20 protein-coding genes and 1 pseudogene are annotated in these 22,902 nt (G+C 40.3%); 11 read left to right on the top strand and 10 right to left on the bottom strand.

All coding sequences use genetic code 11. The annotated features are described in order from the left end of the window. The first annotated feature begins 97 nt into the window (after positions 1–97). Positions 98–640 (top strand): hypothetical protein, encoded by a 543-nt coding sequence (locus AC1EU2_RS17160; protein WP_480299503.1) that lies wholly within the window; start codon positions 98–100, stop codon positions 638–640. A gap of 243 nt (positions 641–883) precedes the next feature. After that, the gene (locus tag AC1EU2_RS17155) at positions 884–2,425 is read left to right on the top strand and encodes a phosphoenolpyruvate carboxykinase (RefSeq protein ID WP_480299502.1); all 1,542 of its coding nucleotides are present in this window, start codon (positions 884–886) and stop codon (positions 2,423–2,425) included. A 189-nt stretch (positions 2,426–2,614) separates the two neighbouring features. Here AC1EU2_RS17155 and AC1EU2_RS17150 read toward each other — a convergent pair whose 3' ends face one another. Further along, a complete protein-coding gene (locus AC1EU2_RS17150; RefSeq protein WP_480299501.1) occupies positions 2,615–3,007 on the bottom strand; it encodes a flagellar basal body-associated protein FliL in 393 nt (130 codons plus the stop codon). A 78-nt stretch (positions 3,008–3,085) separates the two neighbouring features. Here AC1EU2_RS17150 and AC1EU2_RS17145 point away from each other — a divergent pair, with 78 nt between their 5' ends. Then, positions 3,086–3,646 (top strand): chorismate--pyruvate lyase family protein, encoded by a 561-nt coding sequence (locus AC1EU2_RS17145; RefSeq protein ID WP_480299500.1) that lies wholly within the window; start codon positions 3,086–3,088, stop codon positions 3,644–3,646. Here the strand turns inward: AC1EU2_RS17145 and AC1EU2_RS17140 are convergent. Continuing rightward, on the bottom strand, positions 3,630–5,816 hold the full coding sequence (locus AC1EU2_RS17140; protein WP_480299499.1) for an MGH1-like glycoside hydrolase domain-containing protein: 2,187 nt from the start codon (positions 5,814–5,816) through the stop codon (positions 3,630–3,632). The two genes, AC1EU2_RS17145 and AC1EU2_RS17140, sit on opposite strands and share 17 nt — an antisense overlap. A gap of 82 nt (positions 5,817–5,898) precedes the next feature. Continuing rightward, positions 5,899–6,492: a YhgN family NAAT transporter gene (locus AC1EU2_RS17135; protein ID WP_480299498.1), complete on the bottom strand. Its 594-nt coding sequence runs from the start codon at positions 6,490–6,492 to the stop codon at positions 5,899–5,901. Positions 6,493–6,720: 228 nt separating this feature from the next. Here AC1EU2_RS17135 and AC1EU2_RS17130 point away from each other — a divergent pair, with 228 nt between their 5' ends. The 3 genes from AC1EU2_RS17130 to AC1EU2_RS17120 are packed head-to-tail and all read left to right on the top strand — an operon-like array spanning position 6,721 to position 9,601. After that, on the top strand, positions 6,721–8,238 hold the full coding sequence (locus AC1EU2_RS17130; RefSeq protein WP_480299497.1) for a ZIP family metal transporter: 1,518 nt from the start codon (positions 6,721–6,723) through the stop codon (positions 8,236–8,238). Between the two features lie 48 nt (positions 8,239–8,286). After that, positions 8,287–8,856: a lysophospholipid acyltransferase family protein gene (locus AC1EU2_RS17125; protein ID WP_480299496.1), complete on the top strand. Its 570-nt coding sequence runs from the start codon at positions 8,287–8,289 to the stop codon at positions 8,854–8,856. 1 nt (position 8,857) lies between these two features. Continuing rightward, positions 8,858–9,601 carry a glycosyltransferase family 25 protein gene (locus AC1EU2_RS17120; protein WP_480299495.1) on the top strand — a complete coding sequence of 248 codons (744 nt, stop codon included), beginning with the start codon at positions 8,858–8,860 and terminating at the stop codon, positions 9,599–9,601. A gap of 40 nt (positions 9,602–9,641) precedes the next feature. On the opposite strand, the gene AC1EU2_RS17115 is transcribed toward AC1EU2_RS17120, so the two are convergent. Next, positions 9,642–10,709, bottom strand: a complete 1,068-nt coding sequence (locus tag AC1EU2_RS17115) for a CDP-glycerol glycerophosphotransferase family protein (protein WP_480299494.1) — start codon at positions 10,707–10,709, stop codon at positions 9,642–9,644. A gap of 139 nt (positions 10,710–10,848) precedes the next feature. Between AC1EU2_RS17115 and AC1EU2_RS17110 the strand changes: the two genes are divergently transcribed. After that, positions 10,849–11,691, top strand: coding sequence for an adenylyltransferase/cytidyltransferase family protein (locus AC1EU2_RS17110; protein WP_480299492.1), 843 nt, complete (start codon positions 10,849–10,851; stop codon positions 11,689–11,691). 55 nt (positions 11,692–11,746) lie between these two features. Here the strand turns inward: AC1EU2_RS17110 and AC1EU2_RS17105 are convergent. The 5 genes and pseudogenes from AC1EU2_RS17105 to AC1EU2_RS17085 form a co-directional block, all read right to left on the bottom strand. Next, positions 11,747–12,814, bottom strand: a pseudogene (locus AC1EU2_RS17105) (glycosyltransferase). Positions 12,815–13,201: 387 nt separating this feature from the next. Further along, positions 13,202–14,326 carry a glycosyltransferase gene (locus tag AC1EU2_RS17100; protein WP_480299490.1) on the bottom strand — a complete coding sequence of 375 codons (1,125 nt, stop codon included), beginning with the start codon at positions 14,324–14,326 and terminating at the stop codon, positions 13,202–13,204. Next, positions 14,323–15,384 (bottom strand): glycosyltransferase, encoded by a 1,062-nt coding sequence (locus AC1EU2_RS17095; protein ID WP_480299489.1) that lies wholly within the window; start codon positions 15,382–15,384, stop codon positions 14,323–14,325. Before AC1EU2_RS17095 ends, AC1EU2_RS17100 begins: the two co-directional genes overlap by 4 nt. A gap of 108 nt (positions 15,385–15,492) precedes the next feature. Continuing rightward, positions 15,493–16,515 carry a CDP-glycerol glycerophosphotransferase family protein gene (locus AC1EU2_RS17090; protein ID WP_480299487.1) on the bottom strand — a complete coding sequence of 341 codons (1,023 nt, stop codon included), beginning with the start codon at positions 16,513–16,515 and terminating at the stop codon, positions 15,493–15,495. 19 nt (positions 16,516–16,534) lie between these two features. Continuing rightward, a complete protein-coding gene (locus AC1EU2_RS17085; protein WP_480299485.1) occupies positions 16,535–17,557 on the bottom strand; it encodes a glycosyltransferase family 9 protein in 1,023 nt (340 codons plus the stop codon). A gap of 77 nt (positions 17,558–17,634) precedes the next feature. Between AC1EU2_RS17085 and AC1EU2_RS17080 the strand changes: the two genes are divergently transcribed. Then, entirely contained in the window at positions 17,635–18,348 is a 714-nt protein-coding gene (locus AC1EU2_RS17080; RefSeq protein WP_480299483.1) for a 3-deoxy-D-manno-octulosonic acid kinase, read from the top strand. Here AC1EU2_RS17080 and waaA read toward each other — a convergent pair. Continuing rightward, complete coding sequence (gene waaA, locus AC1EU2_RS17075; RefSeq protein WP_480299481.1) at positions 18,330–19,598, bottom strand: lipid IV(A) 3-deoxy-D-manno-octulosonic acid transferase; 1,269 nt, start codon at positions 19,596–19,598, stop codon at positions 18,330–18,332. The two genes, AC1EU2_RS17080 and waaA, sit on opposite strands and share 19 nt — an antisense overlap. Positions 19,599–19,738: 140 nt before the next feature. On the opposite strand from waaA, the gene AC1EU2_RS17070 reads away from it, so the two are divergent. The 3 genes from AC1EU2_RS17070 (at position 19,739) to tdh (ending at position 22,873) form a co-directional block, all read left to right on the top strand. Then, positions 19,739–20,392 (top strand): TetR/AcrR family transcriptional regulator, encoded by a 654-nt coding sequence (locus AC1EU2_RS17070; protein WP_480299479.1) that lies wholly within the window; start codon positions 19,739–19,741, stop codon positions 20,390–20,392. 208 nt (positions 20,393–20,600) lie between these two features. Continuing rightward, complete coding sequence (locus tag AC1EU2_RS17065) at positions 20,601–21,797, top strand: glycine C-acetyltransferase (protein WP_480299477.1); 1,197 nt, start codon at positions 20,601–20,603, stop codon at positions 21,795–21,797. A gap of 50 nt (positions 21,798–21,847) precedes the next feature. Next, on the top strand, positions 21,848–22,873 hold the full coding sequence (tdh, locus tag AC1EU2_RS17060) for an L-threonine 3-dehydrogenase (protein ID WP_480299476.1): 1,026 nt from the start codon (positions 21,848–21,850) through the stop codon (positions 22,871–22,873). Positions 22,874–22,902: the final 29 nt, after the last annotated feature.

Raw genomic sequence — 22,902 nt, 5'->3', positions numbered from 1 at the left:
ATGAAAAAGCAGTGACGATTTTATCTGCTGATGGTTCAAAAAATTGGTATACAAAAATCTTGCATGACATTGGTACTAAAAACTTTTCCATAAAGTTGTGCTGCACTTTCATGTCAAACAGCCTAACACTAACACTTCGAACGTTCGTAGATACACCATAAAAGTTTGTGAAAAAACACGCCTTATTGAAGAATATAAAAAAGGAGAAAGTACTGATAAAAGCATCCCACCAGATGCCATTGACTGCGAAATATTAAACCAATTCGGTAAACATCACCCTGTTGGGCAAAGATTTCGATTAATCGATATTGGAGGTAACCAAGTAGTACACTTCCCTATAGGTAGCCAAAAAGTCAGAAATCATATAAATACAAAATACAAGCGTAAGCAACAAGAGTTAGATATAGAATCAGTATCCAAGCATCAGGATTTCAGAAAATCAGAAACAGGTCGATATCAGAAACTCACAGGTATGGCAGGACCAGACAAACCAGATTACTCACACGTGGCTTGGAGTGAAACAGATGGATTACTTTATCATTATTCGGAAAATGCATGCTACGAGAATCTAGATTTAGAGTTGGTAAAGGAATATACAGCTGAGCTAGATTTGCCCACATATGCCCCTACTGAAACTTGATTTTCTAAACGAAACCTCTTAATTATTACTTGTCGGTTTTCAGAACTCTCTGTTTTCTTAACCAAATGCCATTTATGACACTTTTGTTGTCGTTTACGTTACAATCTGCGCCAATAAAACTACGGTAAAAAAGCACCTTTAGGTGGTTGCCGAATATATAAAAAGTCGACAATTAAGAGCGACAAATCTACTCATTCATAAGAATGAACTTAGACATCTTGCACCCAAATGGAGAGTACACTCATGGCCGATGGAGCACATCGCATTCATGCTAATTTAACCACTGCAGAATTAGTTGAAATCGCACTTGCACGTGGAGAAGCCCAGCTAACAGCAAAAGGCGCTTTAGTTGCAAGAACTGGAGTACGTACGGGGCGTTCTCCAAATGACCGCTTTGTCGTAAAAGAAGCGTCTTCTGAAAACGAAATCGACTGGGGCAATGTAAACAAGCCTTTCGCAGAAGATAAATTCAACGCTCTATGGGAGCGAGTTGAAGCGTATCTTACTGATCAAGAAGTATTTGTTTCTGATCTTGAAGTTGGTGCTGATCCAGAGCATTACCTACCAGTTAATGTTACTACTGAGTATGCTTGGCATCATTTATTTGCACGCAACATGTTCATCATTCCAGAACAGTTCAATAAAGCGGGCAAAGATACATGGCGCATCATCAATGCACCAGGCTTCGAGTGTGATCCAGAGCGTGATGGTACGCACTCAGATGCGACGGTGATCATTAACTTTGCCCAGCGCAAAGTGCTTCTTGCTGGCTTAAAATATGCTGGTGAAATGAAGAAGTCGATGTTCTCGGTACAAAACTTCCTGTTGCCAGCGAAAGGCGTATTACCAATGCATTGTTCTGCGAACGTTGGTCATGATGGTGATACCACATTATTCTTCGGCCTATCTGGAACAGGTAAAACAACCCTTTCTGCCGATCCTAAGCGTTTCTTAATTGGTGATGATGAGCACGGCTGGGCACCAGGTGGTGTATTCAATATTGAAGGCGGCTGTTATGCTAAATGCATCAATCTAAGCCAGAAAAATGAGCCGGTAATTTGGGACGCTATTCGTTTTGGAACGGTACTCGAGAACGTAATGCTGGATGACACTCGCACTCCAGACTTTGATGATACCAGCCTGACAGAAAACAGCCGCGCAGCCTACCCGCTAGAACACGTTGCACAGCGTAAAGAAGATAACTGTGGTGGCGAACCATCTGCGGTTGTATTCCTAACGTGTGACGTTTCAGGAGTGTTACCGCCAGTGTCTAAGCTCACCAAAGAACAAGCGGCTTATCACTTCTTATCAGGTTATACCGCAAAAGTCGGTTCGACAGAAGTTGGCTCTACCGCTGCTATTCAGTCAACGTTTTCAACATGTTTTGGGGCACCATTCTTCCCACGACCTGCAAGCGTGTATGCTGAACTATTAATGGAGCGTATTGAAAGCTTTGGTAGTCAAGTTTACCTAGTGAACACAGGTTGGACAGGCGGGCCATATGGTATAGGCAAGCGATTCGATATTCCAACTACACGTGCCATTATCGATGCCATTGTTAATGGCGAGCTAAAAGACGTTGAAACGACACATATTGAAAAGCTGAACTTAAACATTCCAACACAGATTTCAGGTGTTAAAGATGAATTGTTGAACCCTATCAATACTTGGGAAGATAAAGCTCAATATGATGAATATGCAGATCAACTTGCAAAAGAGTTTAATGCGAACTTTGAGAAATATCAGGTTTCTGATGTGATCAAAAATGCGGGTCCAAAAGCATAATTTCGTTCATTGATAATAAAAACCGCTCATTGTAGCGGTTTTTTTATGAGTGCCAGGTAGAGACTCATGATACGTCAACGTTCGGCGACAGTTTGACTTGAAGTAACAGTAAGCGATTCTGGTGAGAGCCACTTCGCTGAATTAAGCCTTTAGTTTGTCGATGGGCTGAGTGCTAAAGAACGTTCACAACTAATCATATAAATACTTAGTAAACAGCAAATTAACTACAGCCTCTTTGCCAATCTCTTTTCTTAGCAATTTATTTACCGTTTGTAAGCAATCTTTGCGCACCGCTTCTCGCCCGGTCATCGATTTAATTTGCGCTTCAGTCTGATTACCTAAGATTTCAACAATAGCAGCACGTAATAACGGCTCATGCATTTCGATGCTTTCAAGATCTGATTTTCCACGAACCATCAATTCCACACCGACTCGAACAAAACCGAGTTTTTTACGGTTCGCAATATAGTTAGTGACGATTTCAGGCTCAAAACCAAAATAGGCATAGCTGTTGTCATCTTCAGCATAAGCCCATGGTTGGATACTTACGACTAATGCCAGTGCCAAAAATAATCGTTTCATTTAAACCTCAAACCTCAATATCGATCACAATTCTGGTTGTGATAAACTAACCACTTTTCTTATTCTAGCGAGTAATCAATGCCTTTGCTTAACTCATGTTTTCCGTATGGTGAGTCTATCTTGTGGCAATTGCCAAACCAATGCTCTACGCTTCCTTCAGAGAATTTAACAAACTGGTTACTTGCTAACGGCAGTTTAACGGAAAAACTTAAGGCTTGCTGCAAAGAATTTGAAGTAACGGTCCTGGGTGAGCGTGAAATTACGCCATTAAATGCTGAATTTGATGCCCATGACAAAGTTTGGGTTCGTGAAGTGCTATTAAAGCTTGATAATGTGCCATGGGTTTTTGCTCGCACTCTGATCCCTTTTCCATTACTTGAGCAAACAGCTGTAGATTTTCAAGGATTAGGCACTAAACCGCTTGGCCAGCTGCTCTACAGTCATCATGAGTTTGTCCCTGGAAAAATTGAAATCGGTAAAAGCAGTACTCATGGCTCGATAGCGCAACTCGCGACCCACTTATCTCAACCTACCGAATCGATATGGGGACGCCGGCGCTTCTTCAGTTACAAACAAAACGAGATTATCGTTTGCGAATTCTTTTTGCCTGCAGCTCTAGAATTTATTGAGACTCATTAGCAAGCCATTCGTGATAGCTTAACAACAGTACCGAGGCTGACCAGCTAAAGTTGTTACAGTGCAAACCTTCGCCTGTTAACGGGTGATAATTTTCTCTTATCACCCCATTGTTCAACACACCCTCAGCATGATTCACCAGTTGTTTTGCTAAGCGTTTTGCGTGTTCATCATAACCATAATTTTTAAGCCCCTTGAGCCCAAACCAAGCTTGATCGAGCCAAACCGGCCCTCGCCAGTATCGAGCTGGTGCAAACGAAGGATTATCCGCACTAACTGTTGGGAAAGGCACTCTAGTAGCAAATTGCTTGTTCGTTAAGTGGCGCTTAACCATTAATGTTGCTTGCTTTGGTGTTGCGGCTTTAGCCCACATCGGGATCCAACCTTCGACGCCTTTACCTTGATCAACTAGTCGTACTCTACGCTTACCATTGAAGCGAATGTCATAGAAAAATCCGCTTTGCTCATCAAAGAATTGAGTTTGAATCTGTTGTGCTAATGTTTGTGCTTGTTGTTGCCACGCTTTGCTTTCATCATTCAAAGCTAATAATTTCGCCACCTGAGATAGCCAGCGTTTTTCAGCATACAAATATGCGTTTAGATCGACGGACTCTTGAGATATTGAATACCCAACAAGATCGCCTTTGGCATTGATATTTTCTAATACCAATAAGTCGTCTGCTTCATCAAAACGTGGGGCATTGTCCATACCGGACTCCCATGCTGCGGCTTCAATTATCGCTTGACGATTGGGCTTGCCCTCTTTGATATGAGCCGGATGCACATTAGCCCCATATTCAACCAAACCATTTTGGTTATGATCACGATTGCGATACCACCAGTGATGATACGCCACCAGCTTAGGGTACATAGTTTTAAGAAAACTGATGTCTTTTGAATTTTGATACACATGCCAAACCGCCCAAGTTGCGAGAGGTGGTTTGCCATTACGTTCATTCCAATTACCACCAATGCCTCCCCTTTCAGGGCTTTTGTTATAGAAGATAACATCAGGCAAGCCACCGTGATCTTGAGGACGAACAACATCATTTTTTTGAAATTGATAATCAAACATCGCTAAAATATTAGACTCGGCTAATTGCGAATCAAACTTTGCGATTGCTACCGCTTGCTTCCAACTGTCCCATGCCCAAACCCCATTAAACCATTTGAAACTGACTGAAGGTGTCACTGCGTCATGAAGAATACTGCCAGCTTTACTGCGCCAATTGTGCGTTAACGTCATGATGGCCTTTGCTGCCATTCTGCCTTCGGGCGTTTTATCAATATCTTCAGTTCGGAAATACCAACTACGTTCGTTGTCGTAGAGGCGTTGCTCAATACTGCCGGGTAATTGATGCGCAACTCGTTCAGCTTGAGTATGAAAATATTGATGAACAGCTCTGATGTTTTGTGTTGCTCTCGGCTCTAGTGTCAAAGTCGTTGACGCTAAATATCCATGCTCAACTTGCTTCTTCAGCGAGACTGTATTTGGAAACTGTATTTGATAATTAGCGTCATTAAGTAGTAAGTTCCATGTATTCTCAATCGGTGTTAATTGCCAACGTGAAGTGCTTTCCTGTATTTGATGAGATTGGATCAGCTGATAGTCTTTTACTTTGGGGTGGGCGTTAAAGGGTCGACCTCGCCATTGCAGTTGCCAGCGTCGTGTCTTGTTGGTTTTATTTATTATCTTCGTCGATACACTCGCACTTCTGTTATCAATGAACCTGAGCTCAGTGAGTAGCTTCATGTCAGGCCATTCATATTCTTGATATAAACCTTTCGGAAGGCTGTAACTATTCTGCTGTGGCGCTTCTGATAGCGTCCTTTGTTTACCTTGCTCATCAAGAACAGTCAGCTGCTGTAAATTATTTGAGAAATAAACACTGTACTCTTGAGCAATAATAAGCGGACCAGGAAAGCTACCAAAATCCTCTGCCACAGTCGGCAAATGGAAACCGTGCCATGCACCTTGATCAATGTATACCGCAGGGATCTCTAAATTCCGTTTACTGTCTCTTGGCTCAATGCTAGATATCTTTCCGGCATAAGGTAAAAGATTAGAAAAAGCGGCTGGCTGGTTTGAAGAAGCGTGAACATGTGTTGCGATAATGCAAAGTAAAAAGAGTAATTGGCGCATACTGTTATTTTTATTGAATAATGTATTCAATTTAGTGTGCCGATTTTACGTTCAAAAAACAAGCACAAAAAAGCCCCGAATCATCGAGGCGATTCATCGTTCAATTGATGTTCTAAGGTACACCGTTTAGGTAATTCGCTACGCCATCTAGGAACATCTGAACCGATAACATGACCAATATCATTCCCATTAAGCGCTCAACCGCAGTAAGCCCTTTCTCGCCTAAAATCCGTGTAAATAATGCATTAAACATTAAGATCAACGCACTTGCACCCCAAGCAAAAAACAGTGCTATTGTCCAATCTGTCATCCGCGAACTGTCAGTGTGTGCCAGTAAGATCAAAGCGGCTAAGACCGAAGGGCCAGCCATCAAAGGGATCGCCATAGGCACAATAAAAGGCTCTTCACCTGCTGCTAAACCTGCAACACCACCAGGCTGTGGAAAAATCATCTTAATCGCAATTAAGAACAAAATAATACCACCAGCAATACTGACAGATTCAGATCGTAAATTTAAAAATGTGAGAATTGATTCACCCGCATACAAAAACAATAACATGATGATCAGTGCAAAAATGAGCTCTCGGATTAACACCTTACGGCGTTTAGCGGGATCCAAATGGCGTAAAATCGACGCAAAAATAGGTAAATTACCTAATGGGTCCATGATCAAAAACAACATAACTGATGCAGAAAATATATCCATAGTTCAGTGAATCTCAGTACTCTATAATTTAATGGCAGACAATCCTGCAGTATATCCGCTTTGCAGCATAAACGATGGACTATCTTCAAACTATTACTTCATTTCATCATCTTTATACTTATGATTAACATTAAATAAAGTAATATGACACCCAGCAAATAGCCTTAGTGATATTAATTCTCAATAAAGCTATAATTGTCGGCTTTCACCTTTCTGAAGTAAAAAACCATGCTTTATCTGATCGCCAGTTTTGTTGCTCTCCTTGCCGGACCATTGTGTTATCGGTATTTGGCGTCGAGTAATGGTCTTCAAAAAGGGCTCGATGGTTTTATCTTCGTCTCTTTGGGTGGACTAGTCCTCATTCATATTCTGCCTGAGCTTATTGAGCACGGTGGTTGGTTTTCACTGTTATTCGTGATTTTAGGGATTTGGGGACCAAGTGCCAGCGAGAAGATTTTCCATCGATATTCGGATATTACTCATAAATTAACGCTTTATTTAGGTGTCTTTGGTTTATTACTGCATACACTGACCGACGGTGGAGCCTTAGTATTAGCTGACCAGCCTAACAACTCGCCTTTACTTGCTCTGGGTATCATTCTTCATCGGTTACCCGTTGGTATTGCAATTTGGTGGTTATTGAAACCTCAAGTAGGCAGTAAAGTAGCTTCGGCAGTACTTGGCATAATGATGGCTATGACAGCTTTAGGGTATTTGATGGGGCAACATTGGCTAGTAAACTTGAGCCTCGATAACACCGTCTATTTACAGGCCTTTGTTACGGGTTCAATCCTTCATGTTGTATTGCATCAACCTCATGTCGAACATGTTGAAGATAAACAAGGTAAGTATGAGTATCACGCTGGTGTCGGCAGTATTATTGGCATAGCCTTGCTCATTATGCTGCTCACACTCGATAAAGACAGCGCCCATCAGCACGATTTCCACATCCATAACTTAGAAGCGTTTTGGGGCTGGTTGTTATCCATTACGCCCGCCATTGTTTTAACATTAATCGCTGCGGCCATCCGTTTTTATTTAAAACTCACACCTAATACAGAAAAAAACCATTTAGGCTGGTTTCAAAAATTGATTGGCCCTGAGATGTGGCTGTTCAGTTTCTTAGTACTCGGGCTCGAGTTTTTATATGTACATATCCTTGTATCATTGATGGTCTATGCCGTGTTGGTTCTTACAAAAGAGAAGTCACACCTTAATTTACCTTACACCTCTCAATCACCAATACATTTTGCTTTCGCAAACCTCATCGATCGAAGTGCACCTTTTATTGTATTTTTTATATTGGGCCTAAATATTATTGGTGAACCAAGTGGCCTTCTCGCCTCCCCACTCATGCAACTTTTTTTGTTGTCCATTTTATTCATCAGCTTACGATTAAACTGTTTTAGTGCCGTCATCATTGCAAGCTGTTTGTACTTCCAGCACTGGCATATTGTGGCCGTACTCTTTACGCTCGTTGTGGCACCTCTGTTGTATTTGTCTCAGCTGCGTAAACTTAACCTTGTGACTATTTTTTCTATCACACTGATCGTTATCGGCAGTATGGCACTTGTGAACACCATTAAGCTCAATGTGGTACCGCCAATAACCTTTAGCCAGCCCGTTCAAGCTCTATCCGCTTTATTTTTAGGGATTTTATTTGCCTCTAGCTTACTGAGAATGGGGCCAAGAAACTTCATAAGCCAATTACTGGGAATAAAAAAACACGTCCACCATCATCATTAATTTTCGGGTACACTCAAAGAGTGGCTTTGTGCTTAACAGGAGTAATTGATGCTAGTGTCGTTCATTTCTTGGATTTTTCATAAGATGGGTTGGCGAATAGAAGGTGAATTACCGCCAATCGATAAATACATATTAATTGCTGCCCCGCACACCAGTAATTGGGATTTCATTATTGCGATAATGGCCAAGTTCATTGTAAGAGAGAACATCCACTTTCTTGGCAAACATCAGCTCTTTATTCCACCTTGGGGTTGGTTATTTCGAGCATTAGGCGGAAGTCCTGTAAACCGAAATAAAAGCAACAACTTAGTTGAAACTGCGGTTCATGAATTTCAGGTTCGTCAAGCATACAAATTGGCATTAGCACCCGAAGGAACACGTTCTGCTGTCACTCGTTGGAAAACAGGTTTTTATCATATTGCCCACAAAGCCAATGTTCCCATTGTATGCATTGGGCTAGAATTCAAAAATAAACAAATCGTGATTAGATCTCCCATTCATGTAGATGGGAACATCGAAAAAGACATGAATACTATTCTCGATTACTTTCGTTCCTTTGAGGGGAAATACTCAAAATTGATTCCAACCTTTAGCCACTCACAAACAGAAGAAGAGTAAAATGGACTTACCTATTTTTGTCATTAATATGCCGCAGAACGTCGATCGTAGACAAAACATAGAGTCACAGTTGTCTTCAATGAGTTTATCTATCACTTTTATTGAGGCTGTGGTTGGCAAAGAGCTAACCAAAGCTGAAGTCGCTTCGATGTATGATGAGCAAGTTAATCAACGATACTACCATCGAAATCTCTCTCTTGGAGAAATCGGCTGCTATGCAAGCCACCGTAAGATTTGGCAAACGATGATTGATAACAACATTCCGTGGAGCATAGTATTAGAAGATGACATCACGGTTTCAAACGACATTCATTCAATAATAGAATCACTAGCTGACATCAAACATACCGACATCATTAAACTTTCAGACAACAGAAACAATCCAGCTATAGACACCCGGCAACTCGAAAATGGCGTCACTTGCATTAACTACAAACGAGTGCCAAATTGTGCGACGGGTTACGTCATTAGTTTGGTAGGTGCTAAAAAACTCTTAAGCAGAAAATTTTTTTTCAGGCCCGTGGATATTGATATCCAATTTCATTCAGAGCTTAATCTGTCTGTTATTGGGCTCAAGCCATATTGTGTTAAAGAAGCCGGTTTTGACAGTGAAATTGCCGCACAAAATAATGGCAAACACAGTAACTCCAGCACTTTTTTCAGAAACTTAAAATATCGAACCAGAATGATATTACAGAGAAGAAAAGTTTCTGCCGACCTCAATGCAGTATTAAATCACGAGTAGGTACAAAAGACCGTTTCAGCCTTTTGTACCTGCTTATGTGTTACTGATTATCCATTAAGTACTGAACAATTCTGTGAGAAGATTTACCATCGATAGGCCCAACATGATCGACAGTATATTGCTGTCGCTGTTGTTGGTACTCATCTGTGTGTGACAATTGATGTGCAACGGCCTGTTTCAATTCTCTATAGTGGTTAATATGCTGACCGATCTCTTTATAAAGCACATTATCTTTACCAAAGCGTTTTTCAAAACGGTATTTAAATGGGCCACGATATGACCATTTCAATTTAAAGAAATTACAAACAATGACAGGTCGATCTAGAGCTGCGAATTCAAATAAGGTGCTTGAAGCTTCACTCAATAAAATATCAGCTGACTTTAAAAATGGAACCAAGTTTAAATCGGTCATCTTCGCTGCATAGACGTTCGAAAACTTCGACCACTTTTCAAGTTTCTTACGCTGCTCCTTATACTGTTCTCGCATAAAGGTCAGTGAGTGTGGCTTGATAAGCACGTTATAATCTTCAAATTCTGATGGCCAATCATCAGGAAAGCACTCTAAAGAACTTGGATTAAATGTTGGTGCATACAATATCGTTTGCTTTGTCTTATCTAATCCAAGTCCTTCTATATCTAAACCAAGTTCAGAACCATCAAAAATAGGGTCGAGTTTTGAAAAACCAACTTGAATAAAAGTATCGTCTGGATAAAACTGTTTTATTTTTTCTAAGCGCAGCTTACCTTCAATAAAACGCACCGTCATGGGTGTTCTAGATTTGTGATAATAACTCGGCTTTGGCCCAATACCATGTCCTAATTGAGCTGTTTTACTCACTTGATGCACTTTATCAAGGTACTTAAACTCATTACCAAAGAAGATCCAATCAGGCTTTTGCTGAGAATAATATTCTGCAGCTTCAGCATCATCATTAACCCAGTGAAGAGAATAACCTTGCTCAAGCTCTTGTTGCTGAGCGCCTAAAGACTTATTTTTATTGCGATAACATACAAATTGTACTTCAACATTGTGTGCTTTAAGCTGCAGAGCAATCGGAAGATACTGAGGCAAATAATATACATTTAAAGTATCAAAAAAAACTTTCATGGTACGACTCATTTATTGTGCTCAAATTAATTATTGAGCAAACTTGGGTCACAGTATTATGACAAAAAGATTACCTTTGTATTGAAGATTTGTTTAAAATAGCTGCGACAATAACAAAATTTAGAGCAAAACTTTATTTATGCTGAGCGCTACATTACAAAAGTTTAACTACCCAGAGAGTTTAATTAAGACTTATCAACATTGGCACCTTTTATTGCGCCCGCAGCAACCTACTTTAGGTTCATTAGTGTTAGTGTGTAAAGAAAATACCACTCAATATTCAGAAATTTCTCCTGAAGCGATTGCTGAGCAGAAAGAGATTATGTCGGATATTGAAGCGATTCTTAAGAAGCGTTTCAATTTTGATAAAATTAACTATCTCATGTTGATGATGATCGATCCTGCCGTTCATTTTCATATTTTGCCTCGCTACCAACATGGCGTTGCATTTTGTAATGCCCAATATCCTGACGTTGCTTGGCCTAAGCCAGCCGATTTAGCGCATGATTTGAAGCTCAAACCAGAAATCCATCAAGAATTACTCAATATCTTAAAGCTGGATTTTGCTCAACATAAACCTACGTTTGATACTGAGAAGAAATATCGTCGTATGTATACCTCTGGTTGCTTCGATATCTTCCATCAAGGTCACTTAAACATTCTCAAGAAGACAAAAGAATTATGTGACTACCTCATTGTGGGAGTCTCAACAGATGAACTCATCATTGAATCAAAAGGCCGTCCGCCATTGATCCCATTTGAGGAGCGAATTTCAATCCTAGAGTCAAACCGATTTGTGGATGAAGTCATTCCACAAGTGAATAAAAACAAACAGTATGTTGTAGACATGTATGACATTGATGCCATCTCTGTAGGTTCTGACTGGAAAGGAAAATACCCTGATGTCAGTTGTGAGATGGTTTACTTCGACTATACCCCTAATGTCAGCTCGACAGTATTAAAACAAAAACTGGCCGTTTAGTTTTCAACTTCAATAACAAGTAATAAGTCGATGACTTATTACTTGTTTTATTCTCTCAAGATTGAATTAAAGAAAGGTAAGCTTTGGCTACATTTACAGCATTTACTTGCTCTAGCACCCTCGCATTTGAAATATCAGGCTCGTTTTTAAGCACCAAATCAATTTTCTCCGCAAGCTGCTGAGGCTGGCGAACTGGCACGAGGTACTGAGATAATTCATCCGTTAAAATTTCATTGGGTCCATGAGGGCAATCAGTGCTCACAACCGCAGTACCACAAGTTAACGCCTCGATAAGCACCGTAGGTACCCCTTCAAAATCAGAGCTTAGTACCATTGCTTTTGCTCGCTTTATCCAAGCATAAGGATTAGTTTGAAAACCAGGGATAATAACCCTGTCCGCATCACCATATTGCTTAGCCAACTTCATTGCTTTCTTAGGGTTATTACACAGCAAATCCAAGGGCAGTGTCGATTTTGTTAACTTTAAAGCTGAAAACAAAATATCATGCCTTTTTTGTTTGGCTACTCGCCCAACATGAATTAAAAAATCACCTTTAGGAATGCTTTCATTAACCTCATTTGATAAACGCTTTATCCTCTGTAAGTCAAACGGGTTATAGATAGTTCGAATCGATTTGGGTACAAATCGCTTAACCTCATTTATTTCATTCGCTATGCCATTTGAAACACAAATTAGGTGTTGGTTCGACATGCTCTTTTTTGCGTATAACATTCTAAAGTAGGTCAGTGGGCCTAACTTTTTCTGCCGATTGAGCTGAGCTTCAACAGAATTATGCACAACGCAATACAGCGGAGACAAATCCGTCTTTGTCATCAGCATATTGGTTTTATCAAGATTAGATAAAAATAAGTCGAATTTCTTGCGCTAACTGTTTTGCTGATTTATCCCGTTTCCAAAACGCATCGAGGTGCTTTTCATTCGCCTTAAAACAGGCGTGATAAGGTATATTTTCAGGGACCTCATATTCACCTTTATTTTGCAACAAAACTAAGTAGGGTAGATGCCCTAACTGGTGTAGTGCCGTCGCAAGCATTAGCATGATTTTTTCAGCCCCGCCACCTGATAACTATTAATTACAATTGCGACTCTTCTTAATTGCATAATTTAAATTTTCTCGCTTTGGCTTAGTAACTTACTATTTAGAATCGCATTTTCAACATTGACAGAAACTTAATCAATAAGAAAAATTAGCACTTTATTCTAGAGGTCGTTCCCAATTAGTCATTTCGATTTGTTACTGCCTAAAATAGGCAAAATCGAGGCACGAAGAAAGAAGTTTAGTGGACTAAACGAAAGATGAGTAACAAAGAGTTTGCCTATTTTTGACGTAACCCGAAGGGCTGTGTATATTTTTCTGTGTTGACGAATGCTCATGTAGAGTAACTACACCTCACATTCGCCGCCTTGAGTAAACAAAAAATCTACAACAGCAAATCGAAATAGTTAATTGGGAATGGCCTCTAGATAAAGATTAAATAAAAACTTTATTCAATCTTTATCTATCAAGTCTAAATATTGCTTAGCCACATTTTCAGATTCAACCTTAGAAAGTATTTCTGCACGAGAAATAATTGGGGGCTTGGCTACCACCTCATCAATTTTATGAGCTAAAGCTGTATAATCCCCCGTTGGAACAAGATATTTTGCTAATCCTTCAGTCATAATTTCACTAGGCCCATGAGGGCAGTCGGTGCTGATTACCGGTGTCCCACAAGCTAAAGCTTCAATCAGTACCATTCCTAACCCTTCAAAGTCAGAGCTCAAAATTAGCGCCTTAGCTTTTTTCATCCAAACGTATGGATTTGACTGAAAGCCTGGAACAATGACTTTATCGCTGACACCGTATTTTTTAGCTAACGTTATTGCCTTATTAGGATTGTTGCACAGCAATACTACAGGTAATTGATTGTTCACTTCTTTGATAGCCTTAAATAAGACATCATGACGTTTCTGTTTAGCTACTCTACCCACATGAATCAAAAAATCACCTTTTGGAATTTGATGATTTTCGACATTAGACAATTCCTCAATTTGACGGAAGTCAACTGGATTATAAATAATGTTTAGTGATTTGGGCTTAATCCATCCGTTATTCGTTATTTCCGTTGCCACCCCTTTAGAAACACATATTAACTTTTGATCAGACATACTTTTCTTTGCATAAAGCATTTTGAAATAAGCTATTGGACCAAGTCTTTTCTGCCTATTTAATTGCTCTTCAACAGAATTATGCACAATGCAATGAAGTGGGGAGAGTCCAGTTTTTACCATGAGCATATTCGTTTTATCTAAGTTTGATAAAAACAAATCAAAATGCCCTCTTTCTTTCTCAATACGTTTAATGAAGTCCCTTAATCGTTGTGAAGAATTATTTCTCTTCCAAAACCCATCTAGGTTTTTTTCATTAGACTCAAAACAAGCATCGCAAGGTATGTAATCAGGAACATCGTACTCCCCTTTATTCTGTAACAAAATAAAGTGGGGGCTATGCCCTAATTTATATAGAGCTGAAGCGAGGGTCAGCATCACTTTTTCTGCGCCGCCACCAGATAGACTGTTTATTACAATGGCGATTTTTTTAGGTTTTAGCATATTATCCTTAGCATCACTCAACAGTTTAACTTTTCCCCTAACCGTTGAATGACCTTTTTAACTCCATTATTAGAGACGCTTTGAGCTAAGCTTTTTTTCAGTGTAATAATGCAATCATCAGACAACAAAAATGGAGCTTCCGATACAATATTGTCTAATGTTGTATCTAGAATTACCCCATGAGCTTTACAACTTTTAACCCTTGCTGGCTGATCTTTCGATACTGGACAGGCTATAACGGGTGTTTTTAAAGCAATGGCTTGAAGCAACGCCCCCCCACCGCTCAATACTGCGGATTTGGCATTATCTAATAAGGCCATAAACTCTGCATTATCTAATTTAGAAAGCACAACAACAGATTCAGATTCAGGCAATTTATTTGGATAACCTGGGCCCATAACCACTATGGTTTTGATCCCTGTCTCTCTAGCAATCCTTTCGGCAGCTGAATAAAAAGTATCAGCGACTAAGCACCCGTTTTTTATGTGACCACCAGATCCAGAGCTCACCATGATATATTTATTTTTTAGAATGTTATACCGAGATAAAGCTTCAATAGTTAAAGTATCGGACAGTTTATCAAAAAATATCCCAACACATTCAGGTTTCGGTTTATTCATCAATTTAAACTTAATTCGCTGAATCCAGCTTATTGGCGCAATTGCAAATTCAGGCTGTGCAACAAAATGAAAATCGGTATATCGAGCTCGTTTCCATTTCATGCCTCTTCTGCGTTTTTTTGCATGCTGACTAATGAATATCGTCGTTGCGCCGACAGATTTAGCCTTAGCCAGCTGTGCTTGACGACCTGACGCATCAAATACAACAACATTTGGACGAAACTCATCAATAATGTGATTCACTTCTTCTGTATGCATTGTTGGCGAATTCTCTAACAGCTCAGCTTCAAACGGGCATGTTGACGCATACTTAGTGTGGCGATTTAAAATGAATTTAATTTCTGCATTAGGCCACGTCTTTTTTATTTCATTCGCTAAGATGAGCGAACGCATATACTCCCCAATGCCTTTTATTGAGGAAACAGGAACAAACAAAAATCGAACAACTCTTGTACTCATAGTGCGACCTTTAATGCATAAAGAATCATTAGCATTGAGCTAAATTATGGGAAAAAACTCAGTCATCAATGAAGCTACGCTTTCAGTGAGACTTACTTTGCTAAGCATTTAACGCCATTTGAAATAGCCTAGTTTTTTTCTCATTTTGATACGTCTGATGAGGTTTAGTGGCTTAGATTTAAAGTGCTCAGTCCCTCTTTCAACTAATTGTTCCGTGGCATCGAGCACTCGAATGCTGGACAGCCCATCTCGATAAGGATGAATGTATCGACAATGACTTTCTATTTTTTCGATTTGCTCTGGCTCAGCGTTTAATGCTTTTTTCAGTGAAACACCAAGATCATTGGGTTCAGTGATATTTATCATCCAATCCTGTGGCATGCGATTATTGAAGGCAACAACAGGTTTATTCTGTAGTGCAAATTCCGCCAAAATCGATGATGTATCAGACAACAAAACGTCTGCAGCTTGCAGCAAAGGGATCACATCGCCTGTTTCAACAAATGTCAGCGTTGAGCAAGACAATGCTTTAAACATTTCAATTTCTTCAGTAGTTGCTTTGGGGTGCAACTTCACAATCCAGTGCCAACTTTCTTGTTCAAGTAACGCTTTAATTTTAGGCAGTAACTCATAAGTACTGGTTAGTTTAGGCGAAAATGTCGGGGCATACAAAATCACTGGTTGCTCTGATTGAAATAGATGAGTATCGGTATGCAGTTGAAATAATGGATCGAGTTTAGCCCATCCGGTCTCAACAACTTCAAAGGTACCATCTTGTAATAGATTGAACGCTTCGGTGATGTTTGGCCCTTGTGTACAATACAAGTCGTAAAATCCACGGACGTTAAACTTATTTTTTTTCCCTGAATCAAAACCATGAAAGACTTGTACTTTTATGCCCGGAAAAAAATCAGGAATGTAATTTCCTGGCGCAATAACGGCATCAGGTGAATATTGTTTTACTTTATCCACTGAATGTAAGCGAACATCATCCCGGCCAATAAAAGCTTCCGCTTCCGAATCTTGAGGGATAAACCATGCAACTGAGTCTCCTCTTTTTTTTATCTCATCTTCTAGAGGTCTGAGTACACTGAATGAATATGAAAGCGTAACGTAAAATAAATAGCGCATTGTTTTTATAAAGTCCTGTCTATCCGATTTTCAATTGCTTTTTCACACTTTCGACATCAATAAGTGACATCAAATCAGCACCCTTTGCTCTAACGCCCCAAGTGATCGCACCGTCCACTTGTTGTTTAATTACATCATCATAAACACTGACTACACGATTTTGATAATTATATGGCCCAGTTCTACCTGGATTAGAGTGCGCGTAAAGACCAATAACCGGTGTGTCTTGTGTTGTGGCCATATGTGCAGGGCCAGTATCTGGTGCAAGGACTAAATTCGCCTGTTTGAGCAATGCCAAGAGCTGTAATAAGCTGCTTTTTCCAACAAGATTAGTTAAGCCATGTTTAGTGCTTTTTATAATGCTGTTGGCAAGGTTACGTTCTAACTGAGACGGGCCACCACACAGCATAACTTGGTAGCCTTTTTCAGCCATATAATCGGCAACTTCAGCGTAACGCTCTGGGAGCCAATTTCGCTCCGCCTTACTCGCTGCGGGACAAATAACAAAAATATTATCTTCCGTTGCTTGTTGTTTTGCCCATTTAAGATCTTCGCTGGATATTGGTATATCCCAACTTGGATGGGTATTTTCAACACCAATTGCTGTTGCGAACCCCATAAAACCATCGAGAACATGAGGTTGATCTTGCGGTGATATTTTATGGTTGGTAAATAACCACTGCCCTTCTTTGGCTCTGGCTTTATCAAAGCCAACTTTAATATCGGCACGAATCATTAAGGATGCGATACTTGCCCGGAGCGCCACCTGCATGTGTAATAACACGTCAAACTTTTGCTTTAATAGAGCTTTTCTTAAGTTGGTGTAACTTCGCCAACCTTGTGATTTATCGAAAATAACAAAATTAATATTTGGCAGATTTTTGACCAGCTGATATTCAACCTTTCCAATCACCCAAGTAATTTCTATGTGTGAATATTGCCTTTGAATGGCTTGAACCATTGCTACTGCATGACAGACGTCACCAATAGCCGATAGCCTCAATACACAAAGAGTACGTTTTGTCGATAAATCTAACTTCATGCTTTTCCCAGCAAATTAGCGTAAGAAATGGATCTTAATGTAGAATACTTTGCAGTACCATGACTAAGCGAAAAATAATGCTGCTTTCAACCCATAAAAATATCACTCTAGCTTATTCAAATCCTAAGCATCACTCGCTCACAACCAATCATTTCAACGCTGATTTTTGGCAAGAGAGTAATGCTATCGTTGGCACATCAACGGGTAGACGTACAACTTGGTTTGTCTCCTATGACACAAAACCTTGGGTTTTACGTCATTATTGGCGTGGTGGCTTAATGGCGAAATTCAGTGACGATTTGTATTGTTTTCCAGGTATCCATCAAACTCGCCCAATTGCAGAGTTTCGTCTACTTGAAGAAATGCATCAACTCGGGTTACCCGTACCAAAACCCATAGCAGCAAAAATCGAGCGTATCGCATTTTGGTATCGTGGTGACATTCTGATTGAACTCATTGAAGGGTCGAAAGACTTACACGCTGTTTTATCTGACTCACCTCTGCCTCAGAATTTATGGCATCAATTAGGCAAAGAAATCGCTCGCTTTCACAATCACGGTGTATTCCACGCTGACTTGAACATTAAGAATATTCTGTTAGCTGAAAACAAGTTCTATCTCATTGATTTTGATCGAGGTGAATTGAAAACACCAAAACCTTCTTGGCAGCAAGCGAATATGACTCGATTACGTCGCTCATTCGATAAAGAGAAAGGAAAGCTTGCCAGTTTGCATTTTAATGACAACAACTGGCAGAACTTATTATCCGGTTATCAATCTGCACTCAAATAAGTACAAAACAATGTAAATTGTTTTTCTACCGCACCTTTATTAGCAAGTACCACTGATTGAGCTTGGTTTTGACGCTGTTTAAGTAATTGAAGATCTGTAAACCCGTCATTGAGATGCATTGATAATGTTTTTTCATCTGAGCACTGAACCATGACTCCTGAATCGGTTAATAGCTGGCAGATATCGGTGAAATTATAGCGTGACTCTCCCATAACCAATGCTAAACCAACGGCTGCAGCTTCAAGTGGGTTTTGGCCGCCATGATCTATCATCGAGCCACCGATATAAGCTTGATCGGCGGTCGCAAAAAACAACATCATTTCCCCCATGGTGTCCCCAAGTAAAACTTGAGTTTTTGCGTCAATGTGATCGCCAGAACTTCTGCGACTCATCACTAAACCTGACGATTGTGTTTTTTCTGCCGCTAACTCAAATTTTTCAGGATGCCTTGGCACCATAATTAACAATGCGTCAGGGTGATTTACCAGTAATTGTTGGTGAGCCTCTAGAACCTGAGTAAATTCACCAGGGTGGACACTACTAGCAATCCAAACCGGTGCACTTTTCTTTTGCCATTCAGCTCTAAGCTCGTGTCCACGTTCAATTAGCTCTTCACTCACCGTTACATCAAACTTCAAACTTCCTGAGACATGAATGTTGGAAGAGGCAAAACCTAACTCAATAAAACGCTGCTGCTCTGCTTCTGTTTGTACTGCGATGACATCAATGCTGTTTAAGATATTTTTAGTCAGCTTTGGCCACTTTTGATAATTGGTTGCAGACTTTTTAGATAAACGTGCATTACTGATGAATGTTTTCGCGCCATACTTTTTGGAAAAGTGTAATAAGTTAGGCCAAAGCTCGGTCTCTAGAATAACCACTTTTTTGGGTTGTAACCGAACCAAAAAGCGTTTAACACAATAAGAAACATCAACAGGTAAATAGACGTGCTGAACCGTATCACCAAAGGCCTTAATCACTTGGGCAGAACCAGTTGGACTGGTTGTGGTAATGGTCAACTTAATATCCGGGGCTGATGCTAAAATTTTACGAATAAGCGGTAATGCTGCTATGGTCTCACCCATAGATGCAGTATGAACGAGTACATCTGTGGCTTTCAAAGGTGCAAACCCGAATCGTTCTTTCCAACGTACACGATAATCAGGGCTCTTAACCGCTCGAATGGTCAGATATAAAATTATCAAAGGGAAGGCAAGGTATAAAATCACCGAATACCAAAAGCGGTTCATGAAAAAGTGCCTTATTTTAGAGTTTTGCGTCAATAATGTGAGCAATGCTACCATACCCGAAAAAATAGCGTAAACGGGCAGCCCTATTAATTACCGTTAGTGATTTTAATTTCAACAAGTATCAATCATTGGAAAACAAAATGAAAACTCGTGACAAAATAATTCAAGCTAGTATCGAGCTGTTTAATGAGCACGGTGAGAGAACGATCACGACTAACCATATCGCGGCGCATTTAGGGATCAGTCCGGGCAATCTTTATTACCACTTTCGCAATAAACAAGACATCATCCAAAGTATATTTAAACAATACGAAGCACATTTAGAATCGAGTTTTCAACCTTATCAAGAGCAAAAGCTTGATGTTGAAATGCTGGTAACTTATTTTGATGCTATGTTCTACGTTCTCTGGAAGTTCCGTTTCTTTTACGCCAACCTTACAGACATTCTAGGCCAAGATGAGAAGCTTAAAGCAGATTATTTGCATATTCAGCAAATGGTACAAATGCGTGCAACTCGTATTATTGAGCAAATGAACAATGACAACGTCATCACGCTCACGGAAGATGAAGTCCCTCAATTGGCCGATACCATGAAGTTGGTATTAGCATCATGGATCAGCTACAAACTTGCGCAATCAAGCAAAACCACGATCACCAAGGCGTGCTTATATGAAGGTGTACTTCGAGTGATTATGATCACTAAAGCTTATGCTACGGCTGACTCAAGAGATACTTTTACTCGCCTTGAAGCGCACTACAATCAATTAATGGTTCAAGCTAACGAAGTCGCATAACACGTCTTATGTTTACCACACTGCATTAGTAAAACTAATGCAGTGGATTGAGATAACTAGTCAAAAAAGCCCACATATTTTCCTTCCTAGGGCTTTTATCAACATGAAATAAAGAGTTAGAATCCCAAGCACTCCCAATAACAAGCTTAATGGTCAGTATTTTCTGAGTTAAGCCTACCCACTTTATTATTAGTAAAGGAGAGACACTGTGGCCTCACCATCGTTTTATGAGCAAATGAATCAGCAGTTAACAGATATCAAAGCTGAAGGTTTATATAAAAGTGAGCGAGTGATTGTTTCGCCACAGCAAACTGCGATTCAAGTAAACAATGAAGAAGTCATTAACTTCTGTGCAAATAACTATCTAGGCCTAGCGAATCATCCTGAACTGGTTAAAGCCGCCCAAGAAGGTTTAGACGCCCACGGTTTTGGTATGGCTTCAGTCAGATTTATTTGTGGTACTCAAGGGATCCACAAAGAGCTTGAAGCTTCTATTAGTGAATTCTTAGGTATGGAAGACACCATTCTTTACTCTTCTTGCTTTGATGCCAACGCAGGTCTTTTTGAGACGATATTAGACGCTAATGATGCCATTGTATCTGACGCACTAAACCACGCTTCGATCATTGACGGTGTGAGACTGTGTAAAGCCAAGCGTTTCCGTTATGCCAATAACGACATGACAGATCTTGAACAGCAGCTAAAAGCCGCAAAAGAAGCTGGTGCTCGCAATATTTTAATTGCGACCGATGGCGTCTTCTCCATGGACGGCGTGATAGCTAATTTACAAGGCGTGTGTGATTTAGCCGATAAGTACGGCGCACTAGTGATGGTTGACGATTCTCACGCCGTGGGTTTTGTAGGGCAAGATGGTCGTGGTACCCATGAACATTGTGACGTGATGGACAGAGTAGACATCATCACAGGTACGTTGGGTAAGGCATTAGGCGGCGCCTCAGGTGGTTTTACTTCAGGTAAAAAAGAAGTGATTGACTGGTTGCGTCAACGTTCTCGCCCATATCTTTTCTCAAATTCATTGGCGCCTGCCATTGTAAGCGCCTCCATTACGGTTTTAGAGATGCTAAAACAAGGCGCTGATTTACGTGAACAAGTGAAAGCTAACGCCGCTTATTTCCGTGAAAAAATGACAGCCGCAGGCTTCACACTTGCCGGTGCTGACCATGCTATCGTGCCAGTGATGATTGGTGACGCAAAGGTTGCAAGTGATTATGCAGATCGATTACTTGCTGAACACATCTATGTCATTGGTTTTTCATTTCCAGTCGTCCCTAAAGGACAAGCTCGTATCCGGACGCAAATGTCTGCGGCACATACTCGAGCACAACTTGATAAAGCCATTGAAGCCTTTACTCGTATCGCAAAAGAAATGGGCATCATTGCTTAATATTATTGTTCAGCCCAGATTTTCTGGGCCATTTTAGGATTGTGTTTTAAATGAAAGCGCTAAGTAAATTAAAACCTGAAGTCGGCATTTGGATGGTTGATGCTCCAAAACCAGAAATGGGCTATAACGACCTACTGATAAAAATCAAAAAAACCGCCATCTGTGGTACAGATATTCATATTTATAACTGGGATGATTGGTCGCAAGCTACTATCCCTGTTCCAATGGTCGTTGGTCATGAGTATTTGGGCGAAGTTGTTGGTGTTGGTGAAGGTGTAAAAGGCTTCGAGATTGGCGATCGCGTTTCTGGCGAAGGACACTTAGTGTGTGGTCATTGCCGTAATTGTCGTGGTGGCCGCACACACTTATGCCGAAATACGTCTGGTGTCGGTGTAAACCGTGAAGGTTCATTTGCTGAGTATTTAGTCATCCCCGCTTTCAATGCCTTTAAGATCCCTGATGATGTGAGCGACGAGTTAGCCTCGATTTTTGATCCGTTTGGTAATGCTGTTCATACCGCATTATCCTTCGATCTCGTTGGTGAAGATGTGTTAATTACTGGTGCTGGCCCTATTGGTATTATGGCTGCCGCTGTTTGTAAGCATGTTGGTGCTCGTCATGTTGTTATCACTGACGTTAATGAGTACCGTTTGGATTTAGCTCGTAAAATGGGGGCAACTCGCACCGTAAACGTAGCTAATGAAAGCCTCGGTGACGTCATGCAAGAGTTAGGTATGACAGAAGGGTTCGATGTTGGCCTAGAAATGTCAGGCGTCCCTTCAGCATTCAGCGCCATGCTTGATTCAATGAATCACGGCGGAAAAATTGCCATGTTAGGTATTCCACCAGAGGATATGGGCGTTGATTGGAGCAAAGTGATCTTTAAAGGGTTAACCATTAAAGGCATTTATGGTCGTGAAATGTTTGAAACTTGGTACAAAATGGCCAGTTTAATTCAGTCTGGCTTGGATATTTCTCCGATTATCACCCATAGCTATTCTGTTGATGACTTCCAAGAAGGGTTTGATGTCATGCGCTCAGGTCAGTCAGGCAAAGTCATTCTCAATTGGGATTAACCTTCATTCAGTATGGAAATGACTCGTAA

The sequence above is a fragment of the Parashewanella sp. 2304DJ23-3 genome, from assembly GCF_056591695.1.
This window is presented reverse-complemented; position numbering and strand designations above follow the sequence as displayed.

Excerpts from the sequence above, each read along its gene's own strand:
- AC1EU2_RS17115 (WP_480299494.1), bottom strand. The coding sequence starts at position 10,709 with ATGAAAGTTTTTTTTGATACTTTAAATGTATATTATTTGCCTCAGTAT.
- AC1EU2_RS17095 (WP_480299489.1), bottom strand. The coding sequence starts at position 15,384 with ATGAGTACAAGAGTTGTTCGATTTTTGTTTGTTCCTGTTTCCTCAATA.
- AC1EU2_RS17080 (WP_480299483.1), top strand. The coding sequence starts at position 17,635 with ATGCTGCTTTCAACCCATAAAAATATCACTCTAGCTTATTCAAATCCT.
- AC1EU2_RS17070 (WP_480299479.1), top strand. The coding sequence starts at position 19,739 with ATGAAAACTCGTGACAAAATAATTCAAGCTAGTATCGAGCTGTTTAAT.
- AC1EU2_RS17125 (WP_480299496.1), top strand. The coding sequence starts at position 8,287 with ATGCTAGTGTCGTTCATTTCTTGGATTTTTCATAAGATGGGTTGGCGA.
- AC1EU2_RS17130 (WP_480299497.1), top strand. The coding sequence starts at position 6,721 with ATGCTTTATCTGATCGCCAGTTTTGTTGCTCTCCTTGCCGGACCATTG.
- tdh (WP_480299476.1), top strand. The coding sequence starts at position 21,848 with ATGAAAGCGCTAAGTAAATTAAAACCTGAAGTCGGCATTTGGATGGTT.
- waaA (WP_480299481.1), bottom strand. The coding sequence starts at position 19,598 with ATGAACCGCTTTTGGTATTCGGTGATTTTATACCTTGCCTTCCCTTTG.
- AC1EU2_RS17135 (WP_480299498.1), bottom strand. The coding sequence starts at position 6,492 with ATGGATATATTTTCTGCATCAGTTATGTTGTTTTTGATCATGGACCCA.
- AC1EU2_RS17120 (WP_480299495.1), top strand. The coding sequence starts at position 8,858 with ATGGACTTACCTATTTTTGTCATTAATATGCCGCAGAACGTCGATCGT.
- AC1EU2_RS17090 (WP_480299487.1), bottom strand. The coding sequence starts at position 16,515 with ATGCGCTATTTATTTTACGTTACGCTTTCATATTCATTCAGTGTACTC.
- AC1EU2_RS17155 (WP_480299502.1), top strand. The coding sequence starts at position 884 with ATGGCCGATGGAGCACATCGCATTCATGCTAATTTAACCACTGCAGAA.
- AC1EU2_RS17150 (WP_480299501.1), bottom strand. The coding sequence starts at position 3,007 with ATGAAACGATTATTTTTGGCACTGGCATTAGTCGTAAGTATCCAACCA.
- AC1EU2_RS17145 (WP_480299500.1), top strand. The coding sequence starts at position 3,086 with ATGCCTTTGCTTAACTCATGTTTTCCGTATGGTGAGTCTATCTTGTGG.
- AC1EU2_RS17110 (WP_480299492.1), top strand. The coding sequence starts at position 10,849 with ATGCTGAGCGCTACATTACAAAAGTTTAACTACCCAGAGAGTTTAATT.
- AC1EU2_RS17085 (WP_480299485.1), bottom strand. The coding sequence starts at position 17,557 with ATGAAGTTAGATTTATCGACAAAACGTACTCTTTGTGTATTGAGGCTA.